This window comes from Candidatus Moraniibacteriota bacterium (assembly GCA_026396275.1).
Lineage (GTDB): Bacteria > Patescibacteriota > Minisyncoccia > Moranbacterales > JAPLXC01 > JAPLXC01.
Map to the genome: position 1 here is coordinate 1 of JAPLXC010000017.1, position 8,247 is coordinate 8,247.

Sequence of the window (8,247 nt, forward strand, 5' to 3'; positions counted from 1 at the left end):
GTTTGGCCGTTTCCTCGAATTTAACATGCCCGCCTGGAAAAAAGTAATAATTTTTCTCCCTGTTTTTACACGTCAAGAGTTTGTTGTTTTGGATTATAATTGCCCTCGCGCAGATTTCAAAAAAATATTTCATTACCATGAGATTATTATAACAAAAGCCACAAAAATAAAAAGTCAAGACAATTTTTCTTGACTTATTTGAAAGAAGATTTCAAAAAACTACCTGCCTAGTCGTGCGGCGAAATTAAAACAGTAGAAATAATTTTGCCATTTTTCATCCGAGGACTGGTAGTCATTATTAAAAATAAAATAGTCAGCCAGTGCTTCTCGCACTCGTAGCAATTCTCTGAGCTGGCTTTTCTTTTTGCTGTTTCTGATTGTCAAATCCATAAGCTCCAGCGCCCGATCAAACGCCTGGCGGCTGTACTGCTGGTTTCCTTTATTCCTCCATTTAATCGTCCTTTCAATTTCACTGCCGACATTGGCCATCTGCTCAAAAAAAGAAAGTTTCTGCCACCGTCCCAGAGCCAATTGTTGGTGCTGATAATTCATTTTTTTATTAGTTTACTGACAATCTCTAAAATCCTTTCTCGTATTTGGGGATCGTCAACCCCCCGGCTGCGATTCCCCTGCGCTGGGCGAAGATTAATCATTGAATCAAATTCAATAAAATCGTCGCCTTCCATTTTCGGGTAGATGTTTATGCCCCATAAATTTTTCTGTTCTGATCCGTTCTCGAGAAGCAATAATTCCTCATCGGCATGCAGTTCGCCGTCAACCGCCATAATTCTCCGCTCAATATCAACGACTGCCTTAACAATATTGCCGAACATTCTTCCCGTCATTTCCTCCAACTCGCCAATTGAGATTGCATCTTTTATAATTTTCATATTTTCAGAAAAATTTACTCGGCTGAATCTTCTTCTGGCGCGTTAGCGCCATCTGCTTCTTCGCTTTGGGCGTTCAAACACTCTTTATCTCCCTCCTCGCAAACAGTTTCTTGTGCGGCTTCACATTCCGTATCCCCTTCCTCGCATTCAACCGCTTCTTCTTCAATCGGATTCTCCTCGGTGTATTCTTCCGGATCGTTGCAGGAGGCCTCTTGTTCTTCAGCAGTCACTTCGTCGCAAAGAATCTGCTGACAATCTTTTTCCCCTTCTTCGCACGTCCAGGGATCGCACGTCTCATCCGTCTCCGGATCGCAAAGAGGAATCCGGTTGGCGTTCCTTTCGGCGATTTTGTAATACCAGATGTCTTCTTCCGGATTTCCCGTGCATTTCTCGCCTTCTTCCGTCGAGGCCGGATCGCACTCCCAGATAAAACATTTTTCCACGTATGGATCGCAGTCAATCTGCGCGGAAATTACGTAATCGCGCTGTATCATTATCTTGTAGAAGGTGTATCCGACCGAAGCCAGAGTCAAAACCAGAAGTATGGCAATTAGTATTTTTGATTTTTTGTCCATCCAGCAGTAGAAATTCGAATGGCCAGCAGGCCAAAACGAATTTATATTTATTTAATTTATTTCGAATTTTCACTACCGGATCCATCCAGCAGTAGAAATTCGAATGGGCTAAAAGCCCGAAACAAATTTAAATTTTATTTTGATTAAGCTTATTTTTAAATAAATATTCCTTCAGACGTCTTTTTATTAGTCTCCCACCCTGAGAAGTTTTCAGGTATCCTTCCCTCCTTATAGCATCATTCTTATCGAGACAGGCTTCATAATAAATCAACTGCCAAGGCATATATCTTTTTGTGGAACTATTCAGACCCAGGTTATGCTCATTAACTCTTTTCTTTAAATCATTAGTATAGCCAATATAGATGTCGTCAGATTTATAGCTTCTTATTATATAAGTATAGAAAAAAATATTATTTCGAATTTTCACTGCTGGATCCATGTCTTTATTTTACCATACCCAAAACAATTTTAAAAGGGTTATGAATTGCAATTCATCATAAAGACCCACTTAAAAAGCGGGTTTTTTAATTATCCAAATTAGCAGGAGCTGACCCCTCTGCAGAGCTCTTCAGAGGGGTTGGAGACCGGAAGATAAAAATTCGCAGGGGCGCCAGGGAATCGCCCCTCTGCAGAGCTCTTCAGAGGGGTTGGAGGCCGGAAGATAAAAATTCGCAGGGGCGCCAGGGGTCGAACCTGGAATAACAGTTTTGGAGACTGTCGTGATGCCATTTCACTACACCCCCTAAATCCTTTTTAATAATTCATAATAAGCAGCTCCGAAATGTTTTAATTTTCTTTCTCTTTCTTGCGCCGCTTTTTTCACTTTGTAAGATTCGTAATAAACTAAATCCAGAGGTCTCCGGTGCCTAGTTGCTTCAACTTCTCCCTCATTATGTTCTTTTATTCTAAGCTTCAAATCAGCAGAGTAGCCGACATAAAATCTTCTGTCTTTTCTGCTTTTTAGCAAATACACATAAAACATACCGGCGTGGAGGGAATCGCCCCTCTGCAGAGCTCTTCAGAGGGGTTGGAGTCCACAGTTATACCACTTAACTAAGCTCCCGAAAGAGGGCTTATTTTGTTTCCTTATGCAATGTGTGCTTGCGGCAAAAACGGCAGTATTTTTTCAGTTCCAGTTTTTCTTTTACTTTTTTCTTATTGCGCGTTGTATGATAAGTAATTCTCTTGCACTGGCTGCATTTTAGTTTTGCGATGTTTTCCCGAGCCATTTCATCATGAAACATGAAACACGTAACATGTAACAATATCTTATTTTTGCGTTACGAATTTCAAGTTATAGGTTATGAGATTAACGAGCCCAGAGGGAGAATCGAACTCCCGCCTTTTCCTTACCATGGAAACGTTTTGCCACTTAACCATCTGGGCAAAAGATACGGTGGGCCGGGCAGGATTCGAACCTGCGTAGGCCAGAGGCCAACAGTTTTACAGACTGCCCCCTTTAACCACTTGGGTACCGACCCACATTTTGCACATTTTTATATTCGTCTATCCAATTTTTTATCAAATTCAGTAATTTCTTGTCTGAATATCTTATATGAATTAATCCATAAGGCATTTTATTTATTTTATTTTTATTATAATCATTTCGGATATATGGTTTTGAAAATTGCTTCTTGGAAATTCTGGTTAATTTACTCCAATAATCCATGTTTTTTCTTATATCCTGATTGGAGTAAAAATAAGAATATACTCTAAGCCTTTTTTCATTTATTCCACATATTTCTCTTAAAAATCTCATAAAAATAACAATCATATCCTTATCGCTATTGGCGAAATCAACTGATGTTCCGCCAGCTTTATATCCTTCTCCCCAATAAAGCATGACTCCCATTACCTTTAATGTTTTTAGTTTTTCGCTACTTATTTTTTTCAATACAAACGATGGCTTAGATCGCTCATATCTAATCGCATTACTTTCATGCTGTTTCCTTCTTTTCATCCTATTCTTTCGCATACAGTAAAATACGGCATCAATTGAAACACCTAACTTATTTGCTATGTCATTGACGCTAAGCTTTTTATTGTAATAAAAATCTCTTACTTTATTGACTGAATTTTTACCAATCGTAGCCATACTTTGATTATACAAAGAACAATAGACAAACGCAATAGTTCTAGAAATAATCCGATTGACTAAAACTTTGAGCCGCCCGTCAGATTCGAACTGACGACCCATTTATCCCGCACCTTTAGAGCCATCCGTCGGAATCGAACCGACAACCTACGGTTTACAAAACCGTTGCTCTGCCAGTTGAGCTAGGATGGCGAAATCCAAAGGTGCGGGACTGGCGCAAAACAGTTGCGCTGTCACAAACCCAATCCTAAAGTTCAACTTTAGGAAGATCTTACTTTCCCAGCATTCTCTTTAATTTTACCACCTTAATTTTCGCCTTGCGGTGAACTGGGCTGAGTTTGAGAACTTGCCTAAAGCATTCCAGGGCGTCTTCGTTATTCCCTGACTCAAGATAGTAATCTCCCAAACGTTCATAGGCCTCAATATCCTGGGGGTTAGCGGCAATTCGCTCGATGAGAGCCGTCTCCAGCATATTCCGCTCTCCGGATCTTGTTTCCGGACGAACAATCTCTTTGCTGATCATGGGATAACTCTTTATCTCTCTTTCTTTAGCTTTTTCAGACGGCGAAATTATCTTGCTTTCTTCACTTACAATTTTCGTGGTTTCTTCTCTTTCTTCAAAAAAAGTTTTGGATTTTTCGGCGCTCTGCTGCCTCCTTTTTCTGATTGACTGAAACCAGCGGTGGGTAAGGTTGTAAAACTTGAGGGAAAGAAGCTTTGACCACTGTGTCATTCTTTCTCCCGTTCGCAGTGATAGCTCGCTGATCTTCGCCTTTGCTTTCCCGACTCTCCGAAGGCCCTCTAGCCGGGCTCCGGTTTGCTGCGTTATTTCTCTTGGCGGAATTTGAGAGGCCTTTCGAAACAAAAACCAGATAAGCACTGCTAATCCAATAATAATGACAACTGGTGGTATTGTGTAGTACAACATAAATTTTATTTAATATCTTTCTTTTTTACAGTCACAATTTTTCCGTCTTCCAATTTCACTCTCGCTTCCTGTTTAATGACATTAAGTTCCAGTACTTCTCCTTTTCCTTCTTTGGTTTTTACTTGGCTGTGAATCTCCGGTAAACCTTCCAGCATTTCCTGGTATTGACGAGCTTCATAAGAAAGGCAGCAGAGAAGCCGGCCGCACTGGCCGGATATCCGCTCCGAGCCCCGATGGGCAATTTGCTGAAGTCGCGCCATTTCCACCGAAATACTAGGCAAACTTTTCAAAAATCTCACGCAGCACAGCTCCCTTCCGCACACTCCGCAGCCTCCGGACTTGCGGGCTTCATCCCGCGATCCAATCTGGTGCATTTTTACCGAGCGATGAAATATCCGTGACAGATTTTTAACTAATTCGCGAAAATCCACTCGCTCTTCGGCGGAGAACACCACTACGATATTGCTGCCGTCCAAACTGATGGCCACATCAACTAGCTTCATCTCCAGCCCGAGGCGCTTTACTTCTTTCCGGCAGATTTCAATAATTTCTTTCTTTTTCTCCTTGTTTTTTTCAAAAACATCACTGTCCCGCTTCGTTGCCTTGCGAAGAATTGGCTGCTCCGGCTCCTCGGTTGTTTCCATCCCACTCATCACCACCGTTCCTAAACTATTTCCGAATTCCCCTTTTATAATTACTTTATCGCCTTCTTGAAGATCTGTTTCGCTGGAACAAAAACGAGGGCTCTCCCAATCGTACAAATTAACTAAAACTTTCATAATTTCAATTAGTTTCTATTTGAAATTTATAAATCGTAGCGGATAAATTTGCCTACTTGGATATTCTCTCCTATCTTGCCCACCTTCTCGGCAACAAGGTCCCCAACGGTTATTGACGGATCTTTGACAAACGGCTGGGCAAGAAGCGAGATTTCTTCGCGGAATTTTTTCTCTTTGCCGGCGAGGATTTTTTCCGCGATTGCTTCGGGCTTTCCTTCTTTGGCCAGCTGCTCAGTCCAGATTTTTCTTTCTTTTTTAACAATATCCGCCGTCACTTCTTCCGGCTTAAGAAATTGAGGATCGGTCGCCGCGATCTGCATGGCAATATCGCGGGCCAGTTCCTGAAATTCGGAGTTTCTGGCGACGAAATCTGTTTCGCAAAGAAGCTGAACCAGCACTCCGATTTTTTTGTTGGAATGAACATAAGCCGCGATTACCCCCTCTCTTGTCTCCCGGCCGGATTTTTTAATGGCCTTAGAATGCCCCTCCCGGCGCAAAATTTCCACCGCTCTTTCTTCATTGCCACGAGCTTCTTCCAGGGCCTTCTTGACAGCCACTACTCCGGCTCCGGCTTTCTCGCGCAATTTTTTTACTTTATCCAACATAAATTATAATGCTAATTATGCTAATAAATTCAAATCTGCTAATTGCGAATATTGGAAATTCGCTGATTAGTGTTTATTCGTGGATTAGAATTGCATTAACTTTCAATTAGCGCCTTGCAAACATATCCCAATACCAGCCGGATGGAGGAAATGGCGTCGTCGTTAGCGGGAATGGGATAGTCAACAAATGAAGGGCTGTTATTGGTGTCCACAACGGCGACTATCGGAATTCCAACTTTCCGGGCTTCCTTGACGGCCAGCTCGTTTTCCTTGACATCAACTACAAATATCGCGCCGGGAAGTTCTATCATGTCCTTAATGCCTCCGATTTTCTTTTCCAGCTTTTCCAGTTCTTCTACTTTCTTTAACTGCTCCAGCTTGGTGTATACTTTAAATTCGCCTTTTTCCAGTTTGGCTTGAGAGTCCTTGAGATATTTGGCCCGGCTTCTGATAACTTTAAAATTGGTAAATGTTCCGCCCAGCCAGCGCTCGGCGACATGGGGCATCTGGCAGCGCCGGGCGGCAGAACGAACAAAGCCCCTGGCCTGCTCCTTGGTGCCAACAAAAAGAATTTGTTTGCCGTCGCTTTTCACTTTCTTGAGAAAGGCCAGCGCTTCTTCCAGTTTCTCCAGTGATTTCTCAAGATCAATAATGCTTATCCCCTTTTTAGTAGTAAAAATGTACGGTTCCATCTGAGGATTTTTGCGCGACTTCTGGTGGCCGAAATGGAGTCCGCTTTTCAGCATCGTTTCCAGATTGAGTTCCAGTTTTCCAAAATCAAAATCAGCGAAATAATCTTCGCTGGCGGATTTTGGCTCTGTCTTCGACACGCTCGGCGCGTCCGAGGACTGTTTGATTTTTTTTGCTTCCATTTTTTTCCTTGTTAACTGCTTACACCTACTTTTCCTTTTTTGTGACCCTGATCCAGTCAGCTACAGCCGACGGGACAGGAACGGGTCGAGGAAAAAGTATGATTGATTAGTATTCAAATGAATACGTTTTTCAGTATAACAAATAGCTAGCTCTTGTCAATTATGCTGGATTATGCTAGTTTATGTAAGTAAATAAATTATAATGGATTCGGTATTCGTATATTCGTATGTAATTTGTAATTCGTAGAGAACTCATGAAGAAAGATATTCACCCGAAATATTACGACAAAGCCACCATCACCTGCTCCTGCGGAGCTGTTTTTCACACTGGTTCAACCAGAGAAAAAATGCAGGTGGAAATTTGCTCGCAATGCCATCCTTTTTACACCGGTAAGAAAAAGATGGTTGACAGCCGCGGAAGAGTGGACCGATTTAAGAAACTAATAGAGAAATCAGCACAGAAAAAGATTACTGAAAAACCTGCCCGTATCGCTACGCGAAGCGTTGCAGGCGGGGCGGCGGCCAAGAAAGAATCGCGCAAAAAACCAGCGGTAAAAAAGAAGGAAGAAAAGAAGAAAAAGAAAAAGTAATTGAAAATCTAAAAATCCCTGTCCTTTTTTCCGGCAGGGATTTTATTGTGGCGCTTATACTTTTATGCCCTGATTTATCAATATTTCAGTTTTTTTCTTGGAACATTCTTCGCATCTGAATTTGGGGGCTTTATCCTCGCTTTTATCATAGTTTGATGTTTTTACAATCCTGTATCCCCTTGCCATTTTCCCGCAATCAGAACAGCTTATGTTATCTTTGATTTCCCATTGGGCGGACAGAAGTTTTGATTTAAAAATGAATCTGTCAACCCAGAAAAAAATCAATCCTCCGATAAGATTGGCGATGGTTGTCGCGACCCACTTGTCCAGTGTAGACAGCCACACCAAAACTACGGCCAAAATAGGCGTACTTAACTGCCACCTGAACAGATAAAGAAAATATCGCTTAAAGTTTACTTTCATGCTATTAATATAAATTAATTAAAAGTGGCGAGAGAAACACAACTGGACGGGCCAAATATGCGTTGTTAGGCGATGTAATCAAAAATATTTCTACCTTATTATAAATTTGGCGATTTATTTTTCTTTTAATTTTTTGATAAGCTCCTCTCTATTTTTAGCATATCTTTTTTTATCTTGTTCATCTTTTAATCTTTTGGCCTCATAAGGACTGACGTAATTTTTTATTCTTTCTTTAATTTTTTTCTTTTTTTCATCATTATATTCTTTTATTTTTAACCAATTTTCTCGGATATTCGGCAAATCAATAGGTCGAAACCCCACTTGCTTGTATGTTTCTCTGATTTTTTCATATAAATCTTTTTCTAAACTTTCTGCTCTATCCCAGAAACTATCCTCAAAAAGTGTAAATTTCAATTCGAGATTTAGGAATTCCTCAAGTTTTTCCAGTCCCTCTTCATTTCTTGAAAAATAGTCTTCGTCAAGTTTGATT

Annotated in this window: 14 protein-coding genes and 4 tRNA genes; 1 reads left to right on the forward strand and 17 read right to left on the reverse strand. The window is 41.0% G+C overall.

Annotated elements, in window-relative coordinates:
• Positions 1-219: 219 nt before the first annotated feature.
• From NT136_03675 to rpsB, 15 genes are all read right to left on the reverse strand, one after another.
• Positions 220-552, reverse strand: coding sequence for a hypothetical protein (locus NT136_03675; protein MCX6766031.1), 333 nt, complete (start codon positions 550-552; stop codon positions 220-222).
• Positions 549-890 carry a DUF5674 family protein gene (locus NT136_03680; GenBank protein MCX6766032.1) on the reverse strand — a complete coding sequence of 114 codons (342 nt, stop codon included), beginning with the start codon at positions 888-890 and terminating at the stop codon, positions 549-551. The genes NT136_03675 and NT136_03680 overlap by 4 nt, the downstream gene beginning before the upstream one ends.
• A 14-nt stretch (positions 891-904) precedes the next feature.
• Positions 905-1,465, reverse strand: a complete 561-nt coding sequence (locus NT136_03685) for a hypothetical protein (GenBank protein ID MCX6766033.1) — start codon at positions 1,463-1,465, stop codon at positions 905-907.
• Between the two features lie 127 nt (positions 1,466-1,592).
• Positions 1,593-1,904 carry a GIY-YIG nuclease family protein gene (locus tag NT136_03690; GenBank protein ID MCX6766034.1) on the reverse strand — a complete coding sequence of 104 codons (312 nt, stop codon included), beginning with the start codon at positions 1,902-1,904 and terminating at the stop codon, positions 1,593-1,595.
• 233 nt (positions 1,905-2,137) lie between these two features.
• Positions 2,138-2,208, reverse strand: a tRNA-Trp gene (locus NT136_03695).
• Positions 2,208-2,447: a GIY-YIG nuclease family protein gene (locus tag NT136_03700; protein MCX6766035.1), complete on the reverse strand. Its 240-nt coding sequence runs from the start codon at positions 2,445-2,447 to the stop codon at positions 2,208-2,210. The genes NT136_03695 and NT136_03700 overlap by 1 nt, the downstream gene beginning before the upstream one ends.
• A gap of 91 nt (positions 2,448-2,538) precedes the next feature.
• Positions 2,539-2,694, reverse strand: coding sequence for a 50S ribosomal protein L33 (gene rpmG, locus NT136_03705; protein ID MCX6766036.1), 156 nt, complete (start codon positions 2,692-2,694; stop codon positions 2,539-2,541).
• A gap of 86 nt (positions 2,695-2,780) precedes the next feature.
• Positions 2,781-2,851, reverse strand: a tRNA-Thr gene (locus tag NT136_03710).
• Positions 2,852-2,862: 11 nt separating this feature from the next.
• Positions 2,863-2,946, reverse strand: a tRNA-Tyr gene (locus NT136_03715).
• Positions 2,925-3,560 (reverse strand): hypothetical protein, encoded by a 636-nt coding sequence (locus NT136_03720; protein MCX6766037.1) that lies wholly within the window; start codon positions 3,558-3,560, stop codon positions 2,925-2,927. The genes NT136_03715 and NT136_03720 overlap by 22 nt, the downstream gene beginning before the upstream one ends.
• A 119-nt stretch (positions 3,561-3,679) precedes the next feature.
• Positions 3,680-3,752: transfer RNA gene (locus NT136_03725), tRNA-Thr, on the reverse strand.
• A 79-nt stretch (positions 3,753-3,831) separates the two neighbouring features.
• The gene (locus NT136_03730; protein MCX6766038.1) at positions 3,832-4,488 is read right to left on the reverse strand and encodes a tetratricopeptide repeat protein; all 657 of its coding nucleotides are present in this window, start codon (positions 4,486-4,488) and stop codon (positions 3,832-3,834) included.
• Between the two features lie 5 nt (positions 4,489-4,493).
• Positions 4,494-5,267, reverse strand: coding sequence for a regulatory iron-sulfur-containing complex subunit RicT (ricT, locus tag NT136_03735; protein MCX6766039.1), 774 nt, complete (start codon positions 5,265-5,267; stop codon positions 4,494-4,496).
• A 26-nt stretch (positions 5,268-5,293) separates the two neighbouring features.
• Complete coding sequence (locus NT136_03740) at positions 5,294-5,872, reverse strand: translation elongation factor Ts (GenBank protein ID MCX6766040.1); 579 nt, start codon at positions 5,870-5,872, stop codon at positions 5,294-5,296.
• 95 nt (positions 5,873-5,967) lie between these two features.
• Positions 5,968-6,744: a 30S ribosomal protein S2 gene (gene rpsB / locus NT136_03745; GenBank protein MCX6766041.1), complete on the reverse strand. Its 777-nt coding sequence runs from the start codon at positions 6,742-6,744 to the stop codon at positions 5,968-5,970.
• Between the two features lie 254 nt (positions 6,745-6,998).
• Here rpsB and rpmE point away from each other — a divergent pair, with 254 nt between their 5' ends.
• Positions 6,999-7,334 carry a 50S ribosomal protein L31 gene (rpmE, locus tag NT136_03750; GenBank protein MCX6766042.1) on the forward strand — a complete coding sequence of 112 codons (336 nt, stop codon included), beginning with the start codon at positions 6,999-7,001 and terminating at the stop codon, positions 7,332-7,334.
• 54 nt (positions 7,335-7,388) lie between these two features.
• Here rpmE and NT136_03755 read toward each other — a convergent pair whose 3' ends face one another.
• Together NT136_03755 and NT136_03760 are read right to left on the reverse strand one after the other, a co-directional pair.
• A complete protein-coding gene (locus NT136_03755) occupies positions 7,389-7,757 on the reverse strand; it encodes a hypothetical protein (protein ID MCX6766043.1) in 369 nt (122 codons plus the stop codon).
• A gap of 114 nt (positions 7,758-7,871) precedes the next feature.
• On the reverse strand, positions 7,872-8,247 hold a 376-nt coding region (locus tag NT136_03760), incomplete at its 5' end, for a hypothetical protein (GenBank protein MCX6766044.1).